At 42.3% G+C, this 23,500-nt stretch carries 21 protein-coding genes; 20 read left to right on the top strand and 1 reads right to left on the bottom strand.

The window, feature by feature from the left end; genetic code table 11:
- The first annotated feature begins 24 nt into the window (after window positions 1-24).
- From mraY to NFS18_RS07800, 18 genes are all read left to right on the top strand, one after another.
- Window positions 25-981 carry a phospho-N-acetylmuramoyl-pentapeptide-transferase gene (gene mraY / locus NFS18_RS07885; protein ID WP_251389541.1) on the top strand — a complete coding sequence of 319 codons (957 nt, stop codon included), beginning with the start codon at window positions 25-27 and terminating at the stop codon, window positions 979-981.
- A gap of 4 nt (window positions 982-985) precedes the next feature.
- A complete protein-coding gene (gene murD, locus NFS18_RS07880) occupies window positions 986-2,356 on the top strand; it encodes a UDP-N-acetylmuramoyl-L-alanine--D-glutamate ligase (protein WP_251389540.1) in 1,371 nt (456 codons plus the stop codon).
- Between the two features lie 14 nt (window positions 2,357-2,370).
- Window positions 2,371-3,456: an FtsW/RodA/SpoVE family cell cycle protein gene (locus NFS18_RS07875; RefSeq protein WP_251389539.1), complete on the top strand. Its 1,086-nt coding sequence runs from the start codon at window positions 2,371-2,373 to the stop codon at window positions 3,454-3,456.
- 24 nt (window positions 3,457-3,480) lie between these two features.
- Window positions 3,481-4,374: a cell division protein FtsQ/DivIB gene (locus NFS18_RS07870; protein WP_251389538.1), complete on the top strand. Its 894-nt coding sequence runs from the start codon at window positions 3,481-3,483 to the stop codon at window positions 4,372-4,374.
- A gap of 189 nt (window positions 4,375-4,563) precedes the next feature.
- Window positions 4,564-5,748, top strand: coding sequence for a cell division protein FtsZ (gene ftsZ / locus NFS18_RS07865; protein WP_251389537.1), 1,185 nt, complete (start codon window positions 4,564-4,566; stop codon window positions 5,746-5,748).
- Window positions 5,749-5,990: 242 nt separating this feature from the next.
- On the top strand, window positions 5,991-6,764 hold the full coding sequence (locus tag NFS18_RS07860; RefSeq protein WP_251389536.1) for a sigma-E processing peptidase SpoIIGA: 774 nt from the start codon (window positions 5,991-5,993) through the stop codon (window positions 6,762-6,764).
- 16 nt (window positions 6,765-6,780) lie between these two features.
- Window positions 6,781-7,521, top strand: coding sequence for an RNA polymerase sporulation sigma factor SigE (sigE, locus tag NFS18_RS07855; protein ID WP_251389535.1), 741 nt, complete (start codon window positions 6,781-6,783; stop codon window positions 7,519-7,521).
- Between the two features lie 70 nt (window positions 7,522-7,591).
- The gene (locus tag NFS18_RS07850; RefSeq protein ID WP_251389534.1) at window positions 7,592-9,205 is read left to right on the top strand and encodes an MBL fold metallo-hydrolase RNA specificity domain-containing protein; all 1,614 of its coding nucleotides are present in this window, start codon (window positions 7,592-7,594) and stop codon (window positions 9,203-9,205) included.
- An 86-nt stretch (window positions 9,206-9,291) separates the two neighbouring features.
- Complete coding sequence (locus NFS18_RS07845; RefSeq protein WP_251389533.1) at window positions 9,292-10,818, top strand: sodium/proline symporter; 1,527 nt, start codon at window positions 9,292-9,294, stop codon at window positions 10,816-10,818.
- A gap of 194 nt (window positions 10,819-11,012) precedes the next feature.
- A complete protein-coding gene (gene sigG, locus NFS18_RS07840) occupies window positions 11,013-11,795 on the top strand; it encodes an RNA polymerase sporulation sigma factor SigG (RefSeq protein ID WP_251389532.1) in 783 nt (260 codons plus the stop codon).
- A 117-nt stretch (window positions 11,796-11,912) separates the two neighbouring features.
- A complete protein-coding gene (locus NFS18_RS07835; RefSeq protein WP_251389531.1) occupies window positions 11,913-12,578 on the top strand; it encodes an HAD family hydrolase in 666 nt (221 codons plus the stop codon).
- Window position 12,579: 1 nt separating this feature from the next.
- Window positions 12,580-12,843, top strand: coding sequence for a glyoxalase (locus tag NFS18_RS07830; RefSeq protein ID WP_251389530.1), 264 nt, complete (start codon window positions 12,580-12,582; stop codon window positions 12,841-12,843).
- A gap of 214 nt (window positions 12,844-13,057) precedes the next feature.
- The gene (locus NFS18_RS07825; protein ID WP_251389529.1) at window positions 13,058-13,642 is read left to right on the top strand and encodes an HD domain-containing protein; all 585 of its coding nucleotides are present in this window, start codon (window positions 13,058-13,060) and stop codon (window positions 13,640-13,642) included.
- Complete coding sequence (locus NFS18_RS07820) at window positions 13,639-14,331, top strand: YjjG family noncanonical pyrimidine nucleotidase (RefSeq protein WP_251389528.1); 693 nt, start codon at window positions 13,639-13,641, stop codon at window positions 14,329-14,331. Before NFS18_RS07825 ends, NFS18_RS07820 begins: the two co-directional genes overlap by 4 nt.
- A 227-nt stretch (window positions 14,332-14,558) precedes the next feature.
- Entirely contained in the window at window positions 14,559-16,724 is a 2,166-nt protein-coding gene (locus NFS18_RS07815) for a HelD family protein (protein WP_251389527.1), read from the top strand.
- 146 nt (window positions 16,725-16,870) lie between these two features.
- Window positions 16,871-17,935 carry a helix-turn-helix domain-containing protein gene (locus NFS18_RS07810; protein ID WP_251389526.1) on the top strand — a complete coding sequence of 355 codons (1,065 nt, stop codon included), beginning with the start codon at window positions 16,871-16,873 and terminating at the stop codon, window positions 17,933-17,935.
- Complete coding sequence (locus NFS18_RS07805; RefSeq protein WP_251389525.1) at window positions 17,925-18,377, top strand: GNAT family N-acetyltransferase; 453 nt, start codon at window positions 17,925-17,927, stop codon at window positions 18,375-18,377. The genes NFS18_RS07810 and NFS18_RS07805 overlap by 11 nt, the downstream gene beginning before the upstream one ends.
- A 58-nt stretch (window positions 18,378-18,435) precedes the next feature.
- A complete protein-coding gene (locus NFS18_RS07800) occupies window positions 18,436-18,879 on the top strand; it encodes a DUF6773 family protein (protein ID WP_251389524.1) in 444 nt (147 codons plus the stop codon).
- An 18-nt stretch (window positions 18,880-18,897) separates the two neighbouring features.
- Here NFS18_RS07800 and NFS18_RS07795 read toward each other — a convergent pair whose 3' ends face one another.
- Window positions 18,898-19,332 (bottom strand): FMN-binding protein, encoded by a 435-nt coding sequence (locus NFS18_RS07795; protein WP_251389523.1) that lies wholly within the window; start codon window positions 19,330-19,332, stop codon window positions 18,898-18,900.
- Window positions 19,333-19,497: 165 nt separating this feature from the next.
- Here NFS18_RS07795 and pth point away from each other — a divergent pair, with 165 nt between their 5' ends.
- The gene (pth, locus tag NFS18_RS07790) at window positions 19,498-20,076 is read left to right on the top strand and encodes an aminoacyl-tRNA hydrolase (protein WP_251389522.1); all 579 of its coding nucleotides are present in this window, start codon (window positions 19,498-19,500) and stop codon (window positions 20,074-20,076) included.
- A 5-nt stretch (window positions 20,077-20,081) separates the two neighbouring features.
- Entirely contained in the window at window positions 20,082-23,492 is a 3,411-nt protein-coding gene (mfd, locus tag NFS18_RS07785) for a transcription-repair coupling factor (protein ID WP_251389521.1), read from the top strand.
- The last annotated feature ends 8 nt before the right edge of the window (window positions 23,493-23,500 follow it).

The raw sequence follows: 23,500 nt of genomic DNA, 5'->3' as shown, positions 1-23,500 counted from the left end.
ACAAAAGAATGAAGAGGTGGATATATGGTAAATCATGTAGTGATTCCGGTTTTGATATCATTTTTATTAAGTCTGATTATGGGACCAATTGTAATCCCTTTTTTAAGAAAACTGAAGATGGGGCAGACTGAGCGGGAAGAAGGCGTGCAGTCTCATCTGAAAAAGGCAGGCACCCCGACTATGGGCGGAGTGATGATTCTGGCAAGTGTAGTAATCACATCCCTGTTTTATGTGAAAGATTATCCTAAGATTATTCCGGTTTTGTTTTTAACGGCGGGATTCGGACTGATCGGATTTCTGGATGATTATCTGAAGGTTGTAATGAAACGGTCTGATGGACTTTTTCCAATGCAGAAGATGGCATTGCAGATTGTGGTAACTGCGGTTTTTACATTTTATGTAGTAAAGGTAGCAAAAGTTCCGCTTACAATGCTGATCCCGTTTTCAGGAGGGGCATATCTGGATTTGGGATTTTTTGCGATTCCAGTACTGTTTATCGCCGTGCTGGGAACGGTAAATGGAACGAACTTTACGGACGGACTGGATGGTCTCGCTTCTAGTGTGACAGTGCTTGTGGCAACATTTTTCACGGTTGTGGCAGTGGGGACCAAGAGCGGGATAGAACCGATTACCTGTGCGGTAGTTGGGGCGCTGATGGGCTTTCTTCTGTTTAATGTGTATCCGGCAAGTGTATTTATGGGAGATACAGGTTCTCTTGCGCTTGGCGGGTTTGTGGCAGGCACGGCATATCTGATGCAAATGCCGCTGTTTATTATCATTGTAGGACTGATTTATGTGATCGAAGTACTGTCTGTTATGATTCAGGTGACATATTTTAAGAAAACCGGAGGAAAACGGTTTTTTAAGATGGCGCCGATCCATCATCATTTTGAACTGTGCGGATGGTCCGAGACACGGGTTGTAGCAGTATTCTCTATTGTTACTGCAGTTCTTTGCCTGATCGCACTGATGGGGGTATAGGGAAATGGATATAAAGGGAAAATTTGTACTGGTATTCGGTTCTGGGATCAGCGGTGTGGCTGCAAGCCGGCTTTTGCTGAAAGAAGGCGCAGATGTGGTATTGCATGACGGGAATGAGAAGCTGGAGCCGGAGAAAATCCGGGAGGAGATATTAAGTAATGTGTCCGGTGAGGTAACAGGAAATGTTCAGATTGTTCTGGGGAAACTGCCGGAGGACATTATGGATAGGATCAGCTTAATTGTGATGAGTCCGGGAGTACCTACAGATTTGCCGGTTGTAGACCGGATGCGGGAAAAAAATATTCCGATCTGGGGAGAGATTGAACTGGCATATACGTATGGAAAAGGAGATGTGCTTGCTATTACAGGGACTAACGGCAAGACGACCACAACAGCGCTTCTGGGAGAAATTATGAAGGCGTATAAGGAACATACTTATGTGGTAGGCAATATTGGAAATCCATACACAAGCGTGGCGCTGACACAGACGGAGGATTCTGTTACAGTAGCGGAAATGAGCAGCTTTCAGTTAGAAACGGTACGTACATTTGCACCGAAGGTTAGTGCAGTTTTGAACATCAGTCCTGATCATTTGAACCGTCATCATACGATGGAAGCATATATTGAAGCAAAGAAAAATATTGCGAAGAATCAGACAGCAGAAGATACCTGTGTCCTGAATTATGAGGATGAGGTGACACGCAGATTCGGAGAAAATCTGACGGCAAAGGTTCTGTATTTCAGCAGTCAGCATAAACTGGAAAGAGGAATCTATCTGGAAGACGGCGATATCATTTATAATGTGGGAGAGCCAGTAAAGGTCTGCAATGTAAATGATTTGAAATTGCTGGGAACCCATAATTATGAAAATGTAATGGCGGCAGTTGCTATGGCGGCAGCTTATGGAGTGCCTATGGAGAGTATCCGCAGGGCAATCCGCGCATTTCAGGGCGTGGAACACAGAATTGAATTTGTTGCAGAGAAGAAAGGAGTCGCTTATTACAATGATTCCAAAGGAACTAACCCGGATGCGGCAATCAAGGGCATTCAGGCAATGAACCGGCCGACCCTTCTGATCGGAGGCGGATATGATAAAGATTCTTCTTATGGAGAATGGATCGATGCATTTGACGGGAAAGTGAAGAAGCTGGTGCTGATCGGCGCAACGAAAGAGAAAATAGCAAAAGAGGCAAGAGAGCACGGTTTTGAGCCGATTGTTTTTGCCGACACATTTGAAGAGGCAGTACAGATCTGTGTGGAACACGCAGAGGCGGGAGACGCAGTTCTTTTATCACCTGCCTGTGCAAGCTGGGGAATGTTCAGCAACTATGAAGAACGCGGAGATAAATTCAAAGAACTTGTAAATCAGTTATAAGGAGTGAATTTAGATTGGAGCGTCCGGCAAAGAAACAGCATTATGATTATACAATGCTGATCGTGATACTGCTGCTCGTTGGCATCGGTCTGGTGCTTTTGTATAGTACGAGTGCGTACAACGGTCAGGTCAAGTTCAATGATCCTTTTTACTATCTGAAAAAACAGGGATTTGCATCTGCGTTGGGAATTGCAGGAATGTTTATAATGGCGGACATTGATTATCATAAGTGGGTACCGCTTGCGGGGCTTGGATATCTGGCGGCGGTGCTTTTATCTGTTGCGGTAATCTTCGTGGGAGACGAGTATAATGGGTCCAAAAGATGGCTGTCTTTGGGCCCTGTTTCTTTTCAGCCATCTGAGTTTGCAAAGGTGGCGCTTATTTTGTTTCTGGCATGTCTTGTTACAAAAAATGTCAAAAAAATGGGAAACTTCTCCACGCTGGTCAAAGTCATGATTCCGGTATTTCCAATCGTGGGACTGGTCGGAGCAAGTAACTTAAGTACAGCGATTATCATTTTAGGAATCGCGGCAGTGCTGATATTCGTGGCAAGCCCGAAATATTCTCAGTTTATCTGGATGGCAGCGGCGGCAGTTGGGTTTATGACAATTTTTCTGGCATTGGAAAGTTATCGTCTGGAACGCATCGCTATCTGGCGCAATCCGGAAAAATATGAGAAGGGTTATCAAACTTTGCAAGGTCTGTATGCAATTGGTTCCGGCGGGCTTTTTGGCAGGGGACTGGGAGAAAGCGTACAGAAACTGGGGTTTCTTCCAGAAGCTCAGAATGATATGATATTTTCTATCATATGTGAGGAACTGGGACTGGTAGGCGCAGGGCTGATCGTTATTTTATTTTTGATATTAATATGGCGGTTTTTCATTATTGCTACAAAGGCAAAAGATTTGCAGGGGGCGCTCATTGCGTCGGGAGCTATGGCACATATGATGATTCAGGTGATTTTAAATATTGCTGTCGTGACCAATTCCATACCGAATACGGGAATCACGCTGCCTTTTATTAGTTATGGAGGTACATCGGTTTTATTTCTTTTATTAGAAATGGGGCTTGTGTTAAGTGTATCGAATCTGGTAAAATGAACTACGTGGAGGAGGACATGACAGATGGCACGAAAGAAAAGAAGAAAAAGACGCAGAGCTCTCTGGAGGGCTGTCTTTACATTGCTGGGCGTCATAACAATACTGGTGATTCTTTGTTATCTTACCTTAAAGCTTTTTGAAACAAAGAAAATCAATGTGACGGGCAATCAGTATACTCTTGTTCAGGAAGTGAAAGAGTGGGTGCAGTCTGGCAAATATTCTTCCAACACATTATATATATTGTGGAAATATAACAAGGATGATATTGAACAGCTTCCGACGGTCGAGAAGATAAAAGTAAAATTAAAGGCACCCTGGGAAGTGAACATACAATTAACAGAAAAGGCATTCAGCGGTCGTGTGGATGTTAACGGAGAATGGCTGTATTTTGATAAGGATGGTATGGCATGCCTAAAGACACCGGATGTGATCGAAGGGGTTCCTTATATTGAAGGAATGGAACTGGATACAGATAAAGTCAAGCTGGGAAAGATGCTTCCGGTTACGGATAAGAAGGTTTTTGAGGCTATTCATTCCATTACCGGGATTCTGAACAAGGCAGAACTGACAGCGGATAAAATTAGCTGTGACGGAAGTGATCTGACGTTGTATTTTGGTGTAGTCAGGGTACAGGTGGGGAGCAGTGATTTTGCAAAGAAGCTGAACCAGACAGTTCCGATTCTGGCGAAACTTCAGGAACTGTATCCGGGTCAGGCGGGGGTTCTTCACCTGGAAAATTATGCGAATTTTGATTCTTATATTCGGTTTGTGCCAGACCCCCAGCCGGCAGAAACAGCAGAGGGAGAGCCGTCCGAAGATACTGCCGGTGCAGCTGGTGATGATACATATGGAGAGAATATATGGGACGGAGCTTCGGACATCACATGGGATACTTCTGAAGAAACAGTATGGCAGTGATAAATCAACGGGATTCGAGAAGGAAAATTGTTTGAAGATGCTGAATTATATAAAAAAACAGGAAAATACATAAAAATCTATTGATTATTTGCAAGAAAGACATTATTATATACTTATTGGAGTGTATAATTTAATCTAAAAGGGATGTATAATAATTTAATTAATAAGACGACAAAGGAGGAAATACTCTTGTTAGAAATTAAAACCAACGAATCAGAAGCAGCTGCAAGAATAATCGTCATTGGAGTCGGCGGAGGCGGTAACAATGCCGTAAACAGAATGATTGATGAACAGATTGCAGGTGTAGAGTTTATCGCAATTAATACAGATAAGCAGGCGCTGCAGCTTTGCAAGGCACCGACACTTATGCAGATTGGCGAGAAACTGACGAAAGGACTGGGTGCCGGAGCACAGCCTGAGGTAGGGGAAAAGGCAGCAGAAGAAAGTTCAGAAGAGATTTCGGCAGCGATCAAAGGCGCAGACATGGTATTTGTTACCTGTGGTATGGGCGGCGGTACAGGTACAGGAGCTACTCCGGTTGTAGCACGTATAGCAAAAGATATGGGTGCGTTAACAGTCGGTGTTGTTACAAAGCCGTTTCGCTTTGAGTCCAGGACTCGTATGCAGAATGCTCTTGCAGGTATCGACAAGCTGAAAGAAAATGTAGATACATTGATTGTCATTCCGAATGACAAGCTGCTTGAAGTAGTAGACAGAAGAACAACAATGCCGGAAGCTCTGAAGAAGGCTGATGAAGTATTGCAGCAGGGTATTCAGGGTATTACTGATCTGATCAATGTACCATCATTGATTAATCTAGATTTTGCAGATGTTCAGACTGTTATGAAGGACAAGGGTATCGCTCACATCGGTATCGGTGCGGGGCGCGGTGATGACAAGGCTCTTGAGGCTGTTAAGCAGGCGGTTGCAAGTCCGTTGCTTGAGACGACCATTCAGGGAGCTTCACACGTTATCATTAACGTATCCGGTGACATCACTCTTATGGATGCATCTGATGCAGCAGAGTATGTGCAGGAACTGGCAGGAGAGAACGCAAACATTATCTTTGGTGCTACATATGACGACAACAAGTCAGATGAAGCCACCATTACTGTTATTGCGACAGGGCTGCACAATGTAGGCGGAAGTTCCTCTAAGCTGAAAGCAAGACTGGAAGGACAGCAGAAGGTTGGTTCTATTCTTCCGTCAGGAGATATGGTAAGCAGAAGTGTAGATTTGGAGAACAGAGCAGTGGGCAGAACAGTTGCGCCAAGAACAACAGGAGGTACAATGCCGACACTGCAGCAGCCAAGAACTCCGTCTGGTACTGTAAAAGAGCAGTCTATCAAGATTCCGGATTTTTTTAAGAAATAAAGAGTATATATAACCGGCAGGGATTTCCTCTGCCGGTTTTTTGTCTGCTTTGTTCGATGCCATGCATGCGATAAAACAGTCCGGTGGACTGTTTTGAGTGTCTCCGGTTGGTGTCGAAACATCTTTTGTTTTTCTCGTCAGTATCTGACAAAGTTTCAAATGAATACCTTATATAATGTGTTTTGTCGTTCAGTAAAGGAATGTACATTTGCCGTGCATAACGCGGAACGGAGTGTAGTGATATGCATTATGAGGTTTATATAGACGTATTATTTTTTACAAATTTTATGATGGATTCGCTGCTTTTACTGGCAGTGCGAAAGGTTCTCAAAAGGAAAGTGCCGGTGCTTCAGGTATTTTTTGGAGGCGCTGTGGGATCAGTATTGACATGCCTGGTGTTTGTAATTCCCATGCCCGGAGTTCTCAAAGCAGTACTGAGTCTGTTTGGGATCAGTACTGTGATGCTGATGGCGGGGGTCAAATTACGTACGTGGAGGGAATGGCAAAGAGGAATAGGCGTACTGTTTGTCTCTGCATTTTTACTGAGTGGAATCTTACAGATATTTCAGCCGTATTTACACGCAGGAAGCTTGTTTTTTGCAGTGTCGGTGATTTCTTACATGATTTTGGCAGGATGCTGGAAAATGTTTACACAAGTACGAAATCATCAAAAAAGGATATTGGAGGTTGTTTTGTCCTTTGAAGGAAAAAATGAGACGGTTCAGGCTTTAATTGATACTGGAAACAGGCTGACAGATCCAGTGTCGAAAGAACCTGTACATGTAATAGACATGAAAACTGCGAAACAGCTGGGAATGAAAACGCTGTTTGGACTTCGATATATTCCGTACAGAACAGTGAATGGTACAGGAGTAATGCCGATAGTACGAGTGGAAAAAATGTGTGTCAAAGGAGAGCAGGAATGTCAGGTTGAGCGGCCGATTCTTGGTATTTGTGGGGAAATGATATCGGAAAAAGAGGATTATCAAATGATTTTAAACGCGGACATATTGTAACAGGAGGAGTGCAGACATGGTAGTAAAAGTAGCAGTACCGGAACAGTTTAAATTGAAAATTGTACCTGATTTTAGAAGTATTTTCTTTTCTAATCAGAAAGAGATTCATTATATTGGAGGATCGGAGGTTCTTCCGGCGCCGCTGGAAAGTGAATATGAGACAGAGGTGATCAATCGACTTGGGACAGAATATGACGAGGAGGCGAAAAAACTTCTCATCGAACACAATCTGCGCCTTGTCGTATACATAGCCAAGAAATTTGATAATACAGGGGTGGGAGTCGAAGATTTGATCTCAATCGGGACAATTGGGCTGATCAAAGCAATTAACACCTTTAACCCTACGAAAAAAATCAAACTGGCAACCTATGCTTCCCGATGTATCGAAAATGAGATTCTGATGTATCTGCGCAGAAATAATAAGACAAAGCTGGAAGTATCCATCGATGAACCTTTAAATGTAGACTGGGACGGAAACGAGCTGCTTCTGTCGGATATTCTCGGCACAGAAGAGGACACCATTTATAAAGATCTGGAGACGGAGGCAGAGCGGCGTTTGCTTATAAAAGCAATTAACAAGCTGTCCAGCAGAGAAAAACTGATTATTAAAATGCGGTTTGGGCTGGACGATCCGGAGGGAGAGGAAAAAACACAGAAAGAGGTGGCAGATTATCTGGGGATTTCCCAGTCCTATATTTCACGTCTGGAGAAAAAAATTATGCAAAGGCTGAAACGGGAGATGATACGCTACGAATAGTTTTTCTTTACGGCAGTGGGGTAAAGTGGTATAATTAACTTTATCTTATAAAGAAAGGCTGGTGGATAAGTTGAAACTGACATTTGTTGGAGCAGCACATGAGGTTACCGGAAGCTGTCACTTACTACAGGCAGCGGGCAAGAATATTTTGGTAGACTGCGGAATGGAACAGGGACCTAATCTGTATGAGAATCCAGGACTGCCGATTCCAGAGACCGATGTGGATTATGTACTTTTAACACATGCACATATTGATCATTCAGGTATGGTTCCAAAGCTGGTAAAGAATGGATTCAAAGGAGAGATTGTCACCACATTTGCCACTTCAGACCTGTGTAACATTATGCTTCGGGACAGTGCGCACATTCAGGAATTTGAAGCAGAATGGCGTAACCGTAAGGGCCGGCGTGCCGGCATACCGGAATTCGAGCCGGAATATGTGATGCAGGATGCATTGGATGCAATTGAATTGTTCCATCCTTGCCAGTACGGGGTGCGGATTACACTTTGTGAAGGTGTGGACATCCGGTTTACAGATGTGGGGCATTTGCTTGGTTCAGCAAGTATTGAAATCTGGCTGACCGAGGGGGATGTACATAAAAAGATTGTGTTTTCCGGAGACGTGGGTAACAGCAATCAGCCGATCATCAAGGATCCGCAGCAGACAAAGGAAGCAGATTATGTAGTTATTGAGTCGACTTATGGCAACCGGCTGCACAATACTGGGGAAAAGATCGATTATGTAGGTGATTTCACGAAAGTACTCCGGGAGACGTTTGCACGGGGAGGCAATGTGGTCATTCCTTCTTTTGCAGTAGGAAGAACACAGGAGTTGTTATATTTTATACGTGAGATCAAGGAGCAGAATCTGCTTAGCGAATATCCGGATTTTGAAGTATATCTGGACAGTCCGCTTGCCATAGAAGCAACGAAAGCATTTACAAAGAATATGAGGGGATGCTTTGATGAAGCTGCACTGAAGCTTGTCAGTGCGGGAATCAATCCGCTTGTATTTCCGGGACTGAAGATTTCTACAACAAGCGAAGATTCTAAGATGATTAATTTTAAAGAAAAACCGAAGGTGATAATTTCTGCCTCCGGTATGTGTGATGCGGGCCGTATCAGACATCATCTGAAACACAATCTGTGGAGAGAAGAATGTACGATTCTGTTTGTTGGTTATCAGGCAGCAGGAACACTTGGACGCCGGCTGATTGAAGGAGAAAAGAGTGTGAGACTGTTCGGCGAGCCTATAGAAGTGCGTGCCAGGATAGAAAGTCTGCGCGGAGTCAGCGGTCATGCAGATATGGATGGTCTGCTGAGATGGCTGGAGGGATTTGAGACGCCGGTCCAGCATGTCTTTGTCGTACATGGTGAGGATGATGTGACGGACCAGTTTGCAGCCACTGTAGAAGAGAGGTTTGGGTATCCGGCATTTGCGCCGTATCCAAGCGGAGAAGTGGATTTGGCAGAAAATGAGATTCTGACGGCAGGCGTTAAGATTCCGGTGAAAGCAAAAAAAGCTTCCCAGAAGAAGGCAGATGCGGCATTCGAGCGTCTTCTGGCGGCAGGCAGACGGCTGCTTGATATTATTTATAAGAATGAAGGTCTGGCAAATAAAGACAAAGCCAGATTTGAGTCACAGATTAACCATTTATGTGATAAGTGGGGCAGATGGGACTAAAAGAGTATGCCGGTATAGGATAAAACGGTCAAAACAGACTGATTTGAATTACAGGAATTAGAGAAAGGCGAGGAAAAGAGAGACAAATGGATAGTAGAACGTGGGGAATTTTTGGAGTTATCATCATTTATCTGTTGGGAATGGTGGCAATCGGAGTATATTACATGAAGAAAAACAGTTCTGCCGGAGATTATTATCTTGGCGGACGCGGGCTTGGACCATTCGTAACAGCGATGAGTGCAGAGGCTTCTGATATGAGCAGCTGGCTTTTGATGGGACTTCCGGGGGTGGCATATCTGACAGGTGTGGCGGATGCTGCATGGACAGCAATCGGACTGGCAATCGGAACTTATTTGAACTGGCTGATCGTGGCAAAGAGACTGAGAAGATATACAGAGATTTCCAACAATTCCATTACGATTCCAGGATTTTTTTCCAATCGTTACAGAGATAAAAGTAAACTGTTAGTGGCAATTTCTGCAATTTTTATCGTAATCTTTTTCATTCCATATACGGCTTCTGGATTTGCAGCATGCGGAAAGTTGTTTTCGACATTGTTTCATGTACCATATGCACAGGCGATGGTTGTGAGTGCCATTGTTATTGTGGCATACACGACGCTTGGAGGTTTCTCTGCGGCAAGTATGACGGATCTGATCCAGAGTATTGTTATGACTGGTGCGCTGATTTGTGTGGTATTGTTTGGTATCAGTACGGTAGGCGGAGCAGATGTAGTGATGAATGATGCAGGAGAACTGCCAGGTTATCTGTCCCTGACACAGAGCTATGTAGACGGAGCGGCTGCAGAATACGGAACAATCAAGATAGCGTCCATGCTTGCATGGGGGCTGGGATATTTTGGTATGCCTCATGTGCTTCTTCGCTTCATGGCGATCCGAGATGAAAACGAAGTGAAGATTTCCAGAAGGATTGCATCTGTATGGGTTGTGATTTCTATGGGTGTTGCGATTTTTATCGGTTTGATGGGACATAGTATGACAGAGAACGGAATTATTGATACGTTGACAGGCGCGGATTCTGAAAAATTGATTATTATGGTTGGTACACTGATGAGCAAGACTGGTGCGGTGGGTGTGATTATTGCAGGGCTGATCATGTCGGGAATTCTGGCATGTACCATGTCTACGGCAGATTCCCAGTTGTTGGCAGCATCTTCAAGTGTGTCTGAGGATTTGTTAAAAGGTGTATTTCACCTGAATTTGAATGAGAAATGGTCTCTTGTGGCTGCCAGAATTACAGTGGTTGTCATTTCTATAATGGGCGTGCTCATGGCGATAGACCCAAACAGCTCTGTGTTCGGAATTGTTTCCTTTGCATGGGCGGGATTTGGCGCTGTATTTGGTCCGGTGATGCTTCTGGCGTTGTTCTGGAAACGTTCTAACCGCTATGGCGCTATGGTAAGTATGCTCTCCGGCGGAACCATGATTTTTGTCTGGAAGTATTTGGTGCGTCCGATGGGGGGCGCATGGGATATCTATGAACTGCTTCCGGCATTTTTGGTGGCGATTACGCTGAATGTGATTGTAAGTCTGGCAACGGGTGCACCAGAGCGGGAGATTATCGAGGAGTTTAATAAAGCAGTAGGAAAGTAAATATTTTATACTACAAAAACAGCTGGATTTCGTATGGGTTCAGCTGTTTTCTTTTTATTTAGACAGAGAAAAGGCGGGAAGGTGATGTCAAGGCATAAAAGTTTTTTTATTTTATAGATGAATAGAATAAGCCGGAATGATAGTGAGCAGAATTCTACTAGATTCAAAATAATCTGGCAGGAGGATGTGAAACGATGGCTTTGAATAAGGTTGAAATATGCGGAGTAAATACTGCGAAGCTTCCACTTTTGAAAGAAGAAGAAAAGGAAGCTTTGCTTATGCGTATCAAGGAGGGAAATGAGGAGGCAAGGGAAGAGTACATTAAAGGAAATCTGCGGCTTGTGTTAAGTGTTATCAAGCGATTTGCAAATAGTAATGAGAATGCTGATGATTTGTTTCAAATTGGCTGTGTAGGGCTGATGAAAGCGGTGGATAATTTTGACCCGGGCCGGGAAGTGAAGTTCTCCACCTATGCGGTACCTATGATTATTGGAGAAATCAGGAGATATCTGAGGGATAATAATTCCATCAGGGTAAGCCGTTCACTTCGAGATACGGCGTATAAGGCAATTTATGCGAAGGAAGGATATATGAAGAAGCATATGAAGGAACCGACTGTGCAGGAGATTGCTGAGGAGATTGGAATCGCTAAGGAAGATATTGTATTTGCATTAGATGCAATACAGGCGCCGGTAAGCCTGTATGAGCCGGTTTACAGTGATGGCGGGGATACTTTGTATGTGATGGATCAGGTTAGTGATAAGAAGAACAGGGAGGAAAACTGGATTGAAGAACTGTCCCTGGAAGCGGCGATGGAACGGTTAAATGAACGGGAACGCTACATTATCAAGCTTCGTTTCTTTGAAGGTAAGACACAGATGGAAGTAGCGGAACAGATTGACATTTCCCAAGCTCAAGTCAGCCGGCTGGAGAAAAATGCGCTGAAGGTCATGCGACAGTATCTGCTTGGAAAATGATGTTTTCCTTTAATCGGTAAAAAAAGATAGATTTCAGTTAAATTTATTGTTGAAATTTTTATGGCTTCATACTATCATATGTATATCAAAGAAATATTTACAAAAGGATGGGAAGAGATGTATAAGGCCTGCATATTTGATTTGGACGGAACATTGACAGATACATTGGAATCTTTGACTTTTTCTGTAAATGAAACACTGAAGGAGATGGATCTCCCAGAGATTACAGAGGAACAGTGCCGGGCATTTGTCGGTAATGGCGCGCGTTTTCTAATGGAAAAGGCGGTGTCTGTATCTGGAAAAGAACATTTAAGCCGTATGGATGAGGCGATGGAGAGATATGGACGTATATTTGATGAAAACTGCACATATCATGTAATACCATATTCTGGAGTGATCTCCATGCTGGAAGAGATGAGCCGAAAAGGAATTGAACTGGCAGTATTGTCAAATAAACCCCATAGACAGGCTGTTCATGTAGTTGAAGAGATTTTCGGCAAGAATAGATTTCAGTGGATTCAGGGGCAGAAAGACAATGTGCCGAGAAAACCGGATCCAACGGCGGCACTTCAGATTGCCAGTGAGCTGGGCGCTTCACCGGAAGAAACAGTATATATTGGTGATTCGGAGGTGGATGTGGCAACAGGACTGGCGGCGGGTATGCTTACCATCGGTGTGGCATGGGGATTTCGGGAACGAAGTGTCCTGGAGGATGCAGGCGCAGAGAATATCGCAGATTCCCCTCAGGAGATTATGAAGTTGATAAATAGGGAGGTTTTGTAACATGAATGAGTACAGTGAGGAGTGTTTGGTGACTTTTTTGAAGAAACAGTCACAGTTATTTGACGAGCCGGTGGCGGAGAGTCTGGAAGAGGCAGAAGCATTTCTGGAGGACTGTATGGCAGTTGTGGTAGATTCCCTGGATGAAGTACGGGAATATTTTGAAGAAAATGGAACAGATGTAGATTCTATGAGTTCCGATGAACTAGAGGAGGCATCCGAGGTATTTCCGCTTCCAAATGGACAATACCTGATCGTGGAAGGTTAAGAAATGAATGAAAAGTAAGAAAAGTTATGCTTAGGTCTGAGTGCCAGGCATAACTTTTCTTTTATAAGTGTCCCGGCACATTCATAATTTACCTTCCTTAAAATCATATATTCGGGACTAGCCTTAGTGCTGTTGACTTGGTACAATAACATCATATGATATAACCAGAAGTGACAACTTGTACAGGATTATGAATGGAAAAGGAGAAGGCAAAATGGATGAGCGTATGAAAAGGCAATTGGCATTTGCATTAGAAATTGATAAAGCGAAAAATATATTCAGACAGACACATTTATCAGGGAAAGGCAGAAATGAAAATGATGCCGAGCATTCATGGCATCTTGCGATTATGGCATATCTGCTGCGGGAATATGCCAATGAAGAGGTGGATATCACTAAGGTTATGCTGATGTGCCTGATTCATGATATTGTAGAAATTGATGCAGGGGATACATATGCATATGATACAGAAGGGCTTCAGACTCAGAAGGCAAGGGAAGACGCGGCGAAGGAACGTATTTTTTCCATTTTGCCGGAGGAACAAAAGTTAGGATTAACGGCTTTATTTGATGAATTTGAGGAATATCAGACACCGGAGGCGAAGTTTGCGCGTGCCATGGACAATCTTCAGCCCTTGCTTTTGAATCACAGTAATAACGGCGGAGACTGGAAAGAGCATGATGTGACCGCAGAAAATGTATATAAGCGCCAGAGCAAAACCGCGTTGGGATCTAAGAAACTGTTTGAGGTAACAGAAGAGATTCTTCAGGAACATATACGAAAGGGGAATTTAAAATGATTACAACAATATTATGGGATGTTGACGGAACTTTATTGAATTTTATTGCTGCAGAAAAGGCAGCGATGAAAGCTCTGTTTAAGGAATATGGATTAGGGGAATGTTCAGACGAGAGAATTCAGCGTTATTCCCAAATTAACAGGAAATATTGGGAACGGCTGGAGCGCGGAGAAATTACAAAGCGGGAAGTGCTGGTAGGACGTTTTATAGAATTTTTTGAAGAAGAAGGAATTGACATATCAATAGCGCAAGAATTCAATGAGAAATATCAGCTTCGTCTGGGTGATACGATTGTGTATTGTGACGACAGTCTGGATATTATCAGATCTCTTCAGGGGAAAGTAAAGCAATATGTAGTCTCTAATGGAACCGTGGCTGCACAGACAAAAAAGCTGCGCCTGTCAGGAATCGGAGAAGTGATGGACGGTATTTTTTTATCTGAAGAGCTTGGAACCGAAAAACCAAATATAGGATTTTTTGATAAGGTGTTTGAGGCTTTTGGGGAGGTCGATAAGAAGCAGATACTGATTGTCGGAGATTCCCTGACCAGTGATATCAAGGGAGGCAACAATGCCGGAATCATTACATGCTGGTATAATCCGGGAAAGAAAAAAGCGGCAGAGGAATATAAAATAGATTACGAAATAACAGATTTGCATGAGGTATATGAAATCCTCTTCCCACTATAATATTACCATGCAGACTCCATGATTACAAGGCTGTATATGTGGATTAATGTGTGCTAAACTAACTTAGGATTGCTGCCCGCTCTGTTCGCGGTAATCTGTAAAAACCCGTGTAAAATCGCTTTGGGCGATGGATTTTTCCAGCAGTTGTATGGTTTCTTACGGTTAGTGCAGTAAATACGCAGATCCAAGTACACAGTTTATTTTTTATCAGGGAGGAGTATATTATTATGGGAAATAATCAATCCGAGAAAAAATATGAGGAAGAAAGGTTAAAACAGACAGTAGCTTTAGCCGGGGAGCAATTAAAACGGGCGAAAGATATGGCTGAGAAAAAGAAAGCGAAAATTATTGAGGCAAAAAAAGAAGCTCGTGAAAATACAGTACATGGAATTACAAGTCTATATAATTCGGACGGATTTGAGGCACTGGTTGAATTAAACCAGTACATGAACCCTGTAACAGACAATATTATTGATTACGAAGAAGAGGAACATAAGATATTTTTGCTGCAAAATATGATAAAGTCGCCTTATTTCGCAAGGATTGATTTTAAGTTTGAAGATGAGGAGGATTTTGAAAAAATATATATCGGGCAATCTTCATTAAAGAAAAATGATCGCCAGGAAATGTACGTTTATGATTGGAGATCTCCGATTGCAAGTATTTTTTACCGTTTTATGCCGGGAGAAGCATTTTATGATGCTCCATGCGGACGTGTGACAGGTAAACTTGGTTTAAAACGACAATACGAAATAAAGAACGGAACACTGGAATACTTTTTTGATGCTGATGTGCAGATCGTTGATGAATTTTTGAGGCAACTGCTGTCACAGAATACGACTGCAAAAATGAAAGCGATAATTGAAACCATACAACAGGAGCAGGACGTTGTGATCAGGGATATGGAAAATGATCTGTTAATGGTTCAGGGAGTGGCGGGAAGCGGCAAAACATCTATAGCGCTTCACCGGGCGGCGTATCTGATGTATCAGGGATTAGAGAAAAAGTTGTCCGCAAATAATATAATGATTATTTCTCCTAACACAATTTTTGAGCAGTATATTTCCGATGTCTTACCAGAACTGGGTGAAGAAAATGTTGTTTCTGTCGTATTTGAAGATATGCTTGATACAATACTTAAGGGCAGAAAAATTCAGTCAAGAAATGAGTTTTTAGAAACAATAATTACCCATTCACAATTTAAAGAAGTTCATAAAAACAGTATTGAATTTAAAACATCGACTCTCTTTAAGGAAATGCTGGACCGGTTTCTTTATGACATTCCATATCGATGGATTGAATTTGATGATATATATTATGAAGGAAAATGTGTTGTAAAAAAACAAACGTTAAAGGATAAAATCACAGGAAGGGCGGAAACACCGCTGGGTATAAAATTAGAGCAGTTAGAAGATTATGTTTTAGAATCGATATTCGGCACAGGAAAGGGACGGGGATTTAAAACAGAAAAAAATCTGGTGCAGCAAGAAATCCAGAAATTTATTAAGATAGATGTTGTTAAAATATACCAGATTTTATTTGATAATGAAGACTATTTTTACACTCTGATTCAAAATGATAAGCCTTCGGAAAGTATAAAGGAAATATGGAGATCCACAAGGGAAAATCTGAAAACAGGCTGTCTGCATTATGATGATGCAATAGCAATCACGTATTTGCATTTAAAGATATATGGAACCACTGTATATAAAAGTATCAGGCAGGTTGTTATCGATGAAGCACAGGATTATTATCCGCTTCAATATGAGATTTTTGGTTTATTATTTTCAAAAGCAAAATTTACAGTTTTAGGAGATATGAATCAAACTATTGCAAAGAAAGAGAATATGTCTCTATACGGGCAAATTCAAAAAATATTGGATAAGAAAAAATCATCTCTTATCACATTAAATAAAAGTTTCCGTTGTACAAATGAAATTTTGAATTTTAGTTTAAAATTCATTGAACAAAGTCCAGAGATAAAAAGTTTTAACCGTAAAGGGGACAGTCCGGCAGTATTCACAGATGATAACCCTGAACGCTTTATTGACAAGATTGTAAAAGAAGTGGAAATTTGTCAGAAAAAAGGGTTTCAGTCAATAGGTTTAATATGCAAAACCGAAAGCAATTCCATCCGCTTATATGAGAGAATAAAACATAGACTGGATATTCAATTAATAAGAAACGGCAGCATATCAGATTTACAGGGGGTGTTTGTTATACCAGTATACATGTCTAAAGGTTTAGAATTTGATGCTGTTTTGATCTGTGATGCGGACAAACAAAACTACAATACAGAAGATGATAAAAATCTTTTGTATGTTGCCTGTACAAGGGCGTTACACAGACTAAATTTATATTGTGAAAAAGAAGGGAGTAATAATGAGGAATGAAAAAAATGTGATGTATGTTTATATTCACCAGTAGTTAATTTTTTACACTATTATTTAATAAGCGGTTAATTGTGATATGGCGGACGGAGAATTATAATTTAATTAGAAACGTATCATTTGTCCATTGGTCCAGGAGGAAAAATATTGTGAAAATAAATGAAATTATCAAAGAACGCCGTACTGCAAAAAAATTAACTCAAGAACAGATGGCTGCATATCTAGGAGTGACGGCTCCCGCCGTAAATAAGTGGGAGAAAGGTATGTCTTATCCAGATATTACACTGCTTCCGGCTTTGGCAAGACTGTTGGATACGGATCTGAATACGTTGTTATCTTTTCAAGATGATCTGTCAGAGAAAGAGATTGGATTGTTTATGAATTATTTGGCGGAGATGGCTGAAAAGGAAGGAATCGACAAGGTTTTCGATATTGCACAGGATAAAATCAGGCAGTTTCCAACCTGTTATCCGTTGATTTTAAAGACAGCCACTTTATTAGAAGGGCTGCTGGTCATGAATATGAAAATAAAAGGAAGGGAAGAGTATCAAAATACGATAGAAGCGTTGTATCGCCGTGTTTTAGATAGTCAGGACAGCGCTGTGAGAAATCAGGCGAAGGCAATGTTGATTTCAAAGTACAGAAAACGGAAAGAGTATGAACAAGCACAGGAATTACTGGATTCGCTGCCGGATAAGGATTTTTTTGATAAAAAACAGCTTCAGATTGGTTTGTGGATAGAAACAGGAGATTTGGGTGCGGCAGCTAAAATGGCAGAGGAACAGATGTTGCTTGTTACCAGTAATATTTATAATATTTTGATGCTGCTTCTGGAAATTGCAATTAAAGAAAATCGTATGGAAGATGCAGAATATATAGCCAATGTTTCTAAAAATAGTGCAAAGTTATTCGATTTGTGGGAGTATAACTCTTATGCTGCTCATGCACTGTTTTATTCTGCAACAAAACAACGTGTAAAGGCGGCAAAAGTGATGAGTTCCATGTTGAAATCACTTACCCGGAAGTGGAATATCAATCAGTCTCCGTTATACCGCCATATTCAGACAAAGGAGGCTGACAAAACCTTCGGATCAAAATTACAGGAAGTATTGATCGACAGTATCCGTCAGGATGAAGATACGGCATATATACTGGAAGAGCCGGAAATAAAGAATCTGTTGAATTGTAAAGGAAATATGAAGGATGATTTGTGAGATAATTGAAAATAAAAAGAAATATTTGCCGCTTCTTCTCCTTGCGGATGAGCAGGAGAGTATGATTGAAAGCTATCTGAACAGAGGAACCATGTATGTGCTGGAAGAACAGGATGTAAAAGTAGTTTGTGTTGTGACTGATGAGGGGCAAGAAGAGGGGAAACGGATTTTGGAAATTAAAAATTTGGCAGTTGCGCCAGAGAGTCAGAAAAAAGGATATGGCAGAGCAATGATTGAATTCGTGAAGAAGCAATACACAGATTCCTTTGATGTGCTGCAGGCTGGAACAGGGGACAGTCAACTGACGATTCCTTTTTATGAGAAATGTGGGTTTCGGAAATCCCATGTGATGAAAAATTTCTTTGTGGACAATTATGACCATCCCATTTATGAAGAGGGAATACAGCTTGTAGATATGATATATCTGCGGATGAATCTGTAAGGCTTATTTTTATAATTATTTATGTTGCTAGCTGAAAGGCGGAGAAGTGGAGGTTAAAATGTTTTTTTGTAAAGATAACGAAGAACAGAGAAAAAGACAAAGGGCTGAAAGTCCTGCATTTATAGTTACATATATTATTTTGATTGTAACAATTGTAATACAATTATTCGTTTTTAATATGTACATAACTTCAATTATGGGGGAATTTATAGCAATGGTAATAGGAGGAACATGGGCAACCGTAGGCTATATAAGGCAAGACCTATGGAAACTTAAAGGAGCTACGTTATATTTACTGTTTCTATATGGGTTTATTTTTGCTTTTGCTTTTTCGCTGATTTCTCCAGTAGCTGTTTTTATCAAGGATAGTGTGGAGTTTAAAGTTTGCTTTATACTTTTTATGAAATATTTTTGTGTATTATTTCCAACATGTATTATTGTTACTTTACTTATTTGTATAGCTGTTAAATACAAAAATGCAAAATATGAAACTAAAAAATAGCAACGGAAAAGCCGCAGATCAATCAGCTGCGGCTTTTCCTAATGCTTCAGAGATGGCATCCAGAATGACTTGAGAAGTATATGGGGTCTCATCGGATATTTTGATATTTTCCAGTGACTGGGTCTCGTAAATCTGGTCGGCAATTTCTTCAATGGCAGGCTGGATCAGCGGAAACATGGTAGTAACAGTTTCATCCAGATTAGCAAAACGAATGGACTCTATCCGGGATTCACCTGTTGTGACTTCTACTTCCAGATTGGTATTATTCAGTGTAAGTGTGGAAGTATAGATACCGGGAGTGTATTGTTTGTCAGCACCGGCTGCTTTCTTGCCGCTTCCTGGTCTGAACATAAATACAAGCAGAAAGATAAGCAGGATGCCAAGCGCAAGAAAAACAGCGGTGTATATAATTTCTTTCATGTGAAGAACAACAATTTTCGTCTTAGATCTCATAAGTGCCCCCTGATATGTTAATAACGATTTTTTATTAATATATGTAGAACAAAAGGGATTTATTCCCATAAAAGTGTGATATCCCCGTGACAAAGCCGCCGGATTCATGTACAATAAATAGCGGCGTAAATATTAGAAAACGTAAATTTATTTGAGGTGAAGAATATGTTTATTATCGTAGGTCTTGGCAATCCATCTAAGGAATACGAAGGAACAAGACATAATGTAGGATTTGAAGTGATAGACAGACTGGCGGAGAAATATAATATTTCTGTAGACGTCAAGAAGCACCGGGCCTATATCGGCAAGGGAATGATAGAGGGGCAGAAGGTGATTCTGGCGAAGCCTCAGACATATATGAACTTAAGCGGCGAGAGTGTGCGAAGTCTTTTGGATTACTATAAAATAGATGAAGAAGGGGAACTGCTTGTCATTTATGACGATGTCAGTCTGGATAACGGTCAGATCCGGATCCGTGCGAAGGGAAGCGCCGGAGGGCATAACGGGATCAAAAATATCATCGCACATCTGGGCGGTCAGGTGTTCCCGCGGATTAAAGTAGGTGTCGGTGAAAAACCGCCGAAATATGATCTGGCGGATTATGTGCTGGGGCATTTTTCTAAGGCGGAACAGGAACTGATGGACGGGGGATATGATAAGGCGATACATGCCGCCGAATTGATCGTTCAGGACAAGATAACAGAAGCAATGAATGAATATAACCGGAAAAAGAAGGAAGCATAACAATTATGAGAGCATTGACAATGCCGCTTGCAGAACTGGCGGATTACGAAGAGATTATTAAGACGCGGACAAAAGAATATGGAATGGTGCAGATCGCAGGCTGTGTGAGCTCCCAGAAGACACATTTGATGTACGCTCTCGGCGGCGGTGTCAGATATCGTCTGGGGGTCTTTTCCAGTGATGAAAAGGCAAAACAGGCATATGATGAATATCGTTTTTTGGATGATAACGTGTATTATTATCCGGCAAAGGATTTGCTGTTTTATCATGCTGATATTAAGGGAAAATACCTGCTCGGGCAGCGGATGGAAGCGGTACGTGCATTGATCGAAGCAGAGAAAGAGGAAGAACTGACAGTTATTACGACGGCGGACGCGCTCCTGGACGGGCTTCTTCCTCTGGAGGAATTTTCAGGCAGCCAGATTAGTCTGAAATCCGGGGATGCCGTGGACTTGACTGAACTGCAGTACCTGCTGGCAGAGATGGGATATGTACGTGAAATTGAGATTGAAGGACCTGGACAGTTTGCTGTCCGCGGCGGGATCCTGGATATTTACCCGCTGACAGAGGAAGTACCGGTGCGGATCGAGTGGTGGGGAGATGAGATTGATTCTCTGCGGGCATTTGATGTGGAAAGCCAGCGTTCCATCGAGAACCTGGAAGAGATTATCATCTACCCGGCGTCAGAGCTGACAGGGGATGAACAGTCGTGTGTGTCTTTTCTGGACTATTTTCCGAGGAAGAATACACTGCTGTTTCTGGATGAACCTGTCCGTCTGATCGAACGATGCACAGAAGTGGAGGCGGAGTATCGAAAGAGTCTTATAAACCGGGGAATTGGTGAAAGGGATACATTTTCGGAGGAGGATATAGACTGGGCAGAGGCAGAAAGCGGAACTAACCGAGGAATCTATGGTGAGAGCGGTGATTTGCAGGTATTTTCACCAGACTCAATTGTGGAGAAAATCAATGATTACAGCAGTATCGGATTTACTACACTGGAATCTAAATGCGGCAGTTTTACGGTTAGAAAAACTTACTCTATTCATACAAAAAGTGTGAATCCATATAACAACAGTTTTGAGATGCTGACACGGGATTTAAAGCGCCTGAAGCGCAGTGGATACCGTGTTGTTTTGCTGTCCGGCTCACGCACAAGGGCGAGACGTCTGGCGGAGGATTTGCGGGATTATGACCTGAGCAGTTTTTACAGTGAGGAAACTGAGCGGGAAGTGAAGGAAGGCGAGATACTTGTTACTTATGGGCATGTAAACGAAGGATATGAGTATCCGATGCTGAAGTTTATGGTCATTGCAGAGTCAGATATTTTTGGACGGAAAAAGAAGAAAAAGAAGCGGAAGCAGTATGACGGGCAGAAGATTCAGAATTTTTCGGAGTTAAAGACCGGTGACTATGTGGTGCATGAGAATCACGGTCTGGGAATTTATCAGGGAATCGAGAAGATAGAAATAGATAAGATTACAAAGGATTATATGAAGATTACCTATGCAGGTGACGGAAATCTTTATATTCCGGCGACTCAGTTGGATTTGATCCAGAAATATGCAGGCAAAGACGCAAAGAAACCGACGCTGAACAAGCTTGGCACGAGCCAGTGGACAAAGACGAAAAATCAGGTCCGAAAGGCTGTGAAAATTGTGGCGAAGGACTTGGTGGAACTGTATGCGGCGCGGCAGCAGGCGGATGGCTATGTATACGAGCCGGATACGGTATGGCAGAAGGAATTTGAAGAAATGTTTCCGTTTGAAGAGACAGATGATCAGATACAGGCAATCGAAGATACAAAAAAGGATATGGAAAGCCACAAGATCATGGATCGTCTGATCTGCGGGGACGTGGGATTTGGAAAGACAGAGATTGCGATCCGTGCGGCATTCAAAGCAGTACAAGAGGGGAAACAGGTCGTTTATCTTGTGCCCACAACGATATTAGCGCAGCAGCATTACAATACATTCTCTCAGCGGATGAAGGATTTTCCGGTGCGGGTAGATCTGCTGTGCCGTTTCCGTACGCCGGCGGAGCAAAAAAAGACGGTTGAGGATTTGAAAAAGGGACTGGTGGATGTGGTGATCGGAACCCACCGTGTGTTGTCCAAAGATGTGCAGTACAAGGATCTGGGACTTTTGATCATTGATGAAGAACAGAGATTCGGCGTGACCCACAAGGAGAAGATTAAAAGATTACGGGATAATATTGATGTACTTACACTGACTGCAACACCGATTCCTCGAACACTGCATATGAGTCTGATCGGAATCCGTGATATGAGTGTACTGGAAGAGGCGCCTATGGACAGGATGCCGATTCAGACTTATGTCATGGAATACAATGACGAGATGGTCAGAGAAGCAATTGAGCGGGAGATTTCTCGTGACGGACAGGTGTATTATGTATACAACCGGGTTGGCGACATTGCGGATGTGGCAGGACGGATTCAGAAGCTGGTTCCTGATGTAAATGTCACGTTCGCCCACGGACAGATGAATGAGCGTCAGCTGGAAAATATCATGTACGATTTTATCAACGGCGACATTGACGTACTGGTATCTACAACAATTATTGAAACAGGGCTTGATATAGCTAATGCCAATACAATGATTATCCACGATGCGGATAAGATGGGACTTTCTCAGTTATATCAGCTCCGCGGACGTGTAGGGCGCTCTAACCGCATGGCTTATGCATTTCTTCTCTACAGACGGGATAAACTGCTCAAAGAGGTGGCGGAAAAGCGTCTGGCAGCAATTCGGGAATTTACGGATCTTGGTTCGGGATTTAAGATTGCTATGCGGGATCTGGAAATCCGGGGAGCCGGAAATCTTCTTGGCGCGGAGCAGCACGGACATATGGAAGCTGTTGGATATGATTTGTACTGTAAGATGCTGGGAGAGGCGGTGAAACAGGAGAAGGGAGAACTGGACGAGTATGTATTTGCTACTACAATGGATCTGAATGTGGACGCTTATATCCCAAATGGATATATACCGAATGAATTCCAGAAGCTGGATATTTATAAGAGAATTGCCGGAATTGAGAATGAAGAGGAAATGGACGATATGGTGGAAGAACTGATCGACCGTTTTGGAGATATTCCGAAGAAGGTGCAGCAGCTTTTGAAGATTGCGGCTTTGAAGGCGCTGGCTCACTCGGCTTATGTGACTGGGGTGGAGCAAAAAAATGATGAGCTTAAGTTTATTATGCATGAAAATGCAAAGGTAGAGCCGCAGAAGATTCCGCTGCTGATTCAGTCCTACGGCAATTCTCTCGTGTTTAAGCCGGAGAATCCGCCTTTTTTCCTGTATCAGAGAAATGGGAAAAATAAGCGTGAGAAGGATGAAGATACACTGGAACTTGTGAAAAAGCTGTTAAATGATATAAAAGGCTTGTTAGAATAAGAAAGAAG

Source organism: Mediterraneibacter agrestimuris (assembly GCF_943193195.1).
Lineage (GTDB): Bacteria > Bacillota > Clostridia > Lachnospirales > Lachnospiraceae > Schaedlerella > Schaedlerella agrestimuris.
The sequence above is the reverse complement of the archived record's forward strand: the minus strand, read 5'-3'. Positions and strand labels throughout refer to the sequence as shown.

What these genes read in the sequence shown, in the direction of transcription:
- NFS18_RS07845 (WP_251389533.1), top strand. Translation starts at nt 9,292, where the DNA reads ATGGATAGTAGAACGTGGGGAATTTTTGGAGTTATCATCATTTATCTG.
- murD (WP_251389540.1), top strand. Translation starts at nt 986, where the DNA reads ATGGATATAAAGGGAAAATTTGTACTGGTATTCGGTTCTGGGATCAGC.
- NFS18_RS07795 (WP_251389523.1), bottom strand. Translation starts at nt 19,332, where the DNA reads ATGAGATCTAAGACGAAAATTGTTGTTCTTCACATGAAAGAAATTATA.
- mfd (WP_251389521.1), top strand. Translation starts at nt 20,082, where the DNA reads ATGAGAGCATTGACAATGCCGCTTGCAGAACTGGCGGATTACGAAGAG.
- sigG (WP_251389532.1), top strand. Translation starts at nt 11,013, where the DNA reads ATGGCTTTGAATAAGGTTGAAATATGCGGAGTAAATACTGCGAAGCTT.
- NFS18_RS07820 (WP_251389528.1), top strand. Translation starts at nt 13,639, where the DNA reads ATGATTACAACAATATTATGGGATGTTGACGGAACTTTATTGAATTTT.
- pth (WP_251389522.1), top strand. Translation starts at nt 19,498, where the DNA reads ATGTTTATTATCGTAGGTCTTGGCAATCCATCTAAGGAATACGAAGGA.
- NFS18_RS07805 (WP_251389525.1), top strand. Translation starts at nt 17,925, where the DNA reads ATGATTTGTGAGATAATTGAAAATAAAAAGAAATATTTGCCGCTTCTT.
- NFS18_RS07835 (WP_251389531.1), top strand. Translation starts at nt 11,913, where the DNA reads ATGTATAAGGCCTGCATATTTGATTTGGACGGAACATTGACAGATACA.
- NFS18_RS07870 (WP_251389538.1), top strand. Translation starts at nt 3,481, where the DNA reads ATGGCACGAAAGAAAAGAAGAAAAAGACGCAGAGCTCTCTGGAGGGCT.
- NFS18_RS07825 (WP_251389529.1), top strand. Translation starts at nt 13,058, where the DNA reads ATGGATGAGCGTATGAAAAGGCAATTGGCATTTGCATTAGAAATTGAT.
- NFS18_RS07860 (WP_251389536.1), top strand. Translation starts at nt 5,991, where the DNA reads ATGCATTATGAGGTTTATATAGACGTATTATTTTTTACAAATTTTATG.
- sigE (WP_251389535.1), top strand. Translation starts at nt 6,781, where the DNA reads ATGGTAGTAAAAGTAGCAGTACCGGAACAGTTTAAATTGAAAATTGTA.
- NFS18_RS07830 (WP_251389530.1), top strand. Translation starts at nt 12,580, where the DNA reads ATGAATGAGTACAGTGAGGAGTGTTTGGTGACTTTTTTGAAGAAACAG.
- NFS18_RS07800 (WP_251389524.1), top strand. Translation starts at nt 18,436, where the DNA reads ATGTTTTTTTGTAAAGATAACGAAGAACAGAGAAAAAGACAAAGGGCT.
- NFS18_RS07815 (WP_251389527.1), top strand. Translation starts at nt 14,559, where the DNA reads ATGGGAAATAATCAATCCGAGAAAAAATATGAGGAAGAAAGGTTAAAA.
- mraY (WP_251389541.1), top strand. Translation starts at nt 25, where the DNA reads ATGGTAAATCATGTAGTGATTCCGGTTTTGATATCATTTTTATTAAGT.